The organism is Pseudomonas sp. SDO5271_S396 (assembly GCF_054071795.1).
In genome coordinates, this window is the sequence record NZ_JBSVWB010000115.1 from 1 (window position 1) to 1,139 (window position 1,139).

1 protein-coding gene is annotated in these 1,139 nt (G+C 55.8%); it reads right to left on the reverse strand.

The genetic code is table 11. The features are described from left to right. Positions 1–1,075 (reverse strand): IS3 family transposase gene (locus ACW9IN_RS30085; protein ID WP_457369239.1). Its coding sequence is split into 2 segments (ribosomal slippage), with 1,076 coding nucleotides annotated over them: positions 1–820 and positions 820–1,075; the frame shifts between segments, so codons are not numbered across the junction. This gene is flagged as partial in the annotation. Between the last annotated feature and the right edge of the window lie 64 nt (positions 1,076–1,139).

Sequence of the window (1,139 nt, forward strand, 5' to 3'; positions counted from 1 at the left end):
TAGTGATGCATCAGGTACTGGCTAATGTCTCTCTGAGCCTGGTGGCCGGTCATGTAGCCAGTGGTTGGTATCCACTCTGTTTTCAAGCTGCGAAAAACCCGCTCCATCGGCGCATTATCCCAGCAGTTTCCTCGGCGGCTCATACTCTGACGCATGCGATAACGCCACAGCCGCTGGCGAAAGTTGCGGCTGCCATATTGCGATCCCTGGTCTGAGTGAAATAGCAGGCCTTGCGGCTTGCCACGCTGCTCGTAAGCCACGTCCAACGCCTTGATCACCAAGTCTGCATCCGGCTTTTCTGATAACGCCCAGCCCACCACTCGGCGAGCGTAAAGATCCATGACAACCGCAAGGTAGTGCCATTTCTCCTGTGCCCAGATGTAGGTGATGTCGCCGCACCAGACCTGGTTGGGCGCTTCGACAACAAATTCGCGGTTCAATATATTTGGGATATCCGGCCGCTCGACTGTCGCCTTTTTATAGGCGTGTGATCCTGGCTGCTTGCTGACCAACTCCAGCTCACGCATCAGCCTGCGTACCTTAAACCGTCCAATTTGCTCACCTTCTTCTTGCATCATCAACGTGATGCTTCGACTGCCGGGAGCACTTCGGCCCTGGGTGAACAACTCGCTCACTCGGCTACGCAGCCTGAGCCGCTCAACATCTGGTGTTCGCCGCCTTAGACGATGCGCGTAGTACCCCGAACGAGCGACCTCAAACGCCTCGCACAAGCAGTCAACAGGCTCATGGACGCTTAGCTGATTGATCAGCGCGTACGCTCGAGATCTTCCGACATCAAGAGCGCGGTAGCCTTTTTTAATATTGATTTCTCGCGCTCGAGGCGAGCAATCCGAGCTTCCAACTCCTGGATTTTTTGCTGCTCTGGTGTCAGGGCCTTGCTCTGGGGCGTGACGCCGGTGCGCTCTTGCTGAAGCTGGTCGACCCAGCGGCGCAGCGCCGACTCACCAACACTCAGTGAGCGACTGGCTTCGATGAAGCTGTAGTTTTGCTTGAGCACGAGGTCGGCAGCCTCGCGTTTGAATTCTGCGGAAAAGGTACGGCGTTGTTTGGTCATCTGACACCTCGATCTGGCGAGTATTCTCGCCTAAAAGGGTGTCCGGTTTCATTAGACCACTACA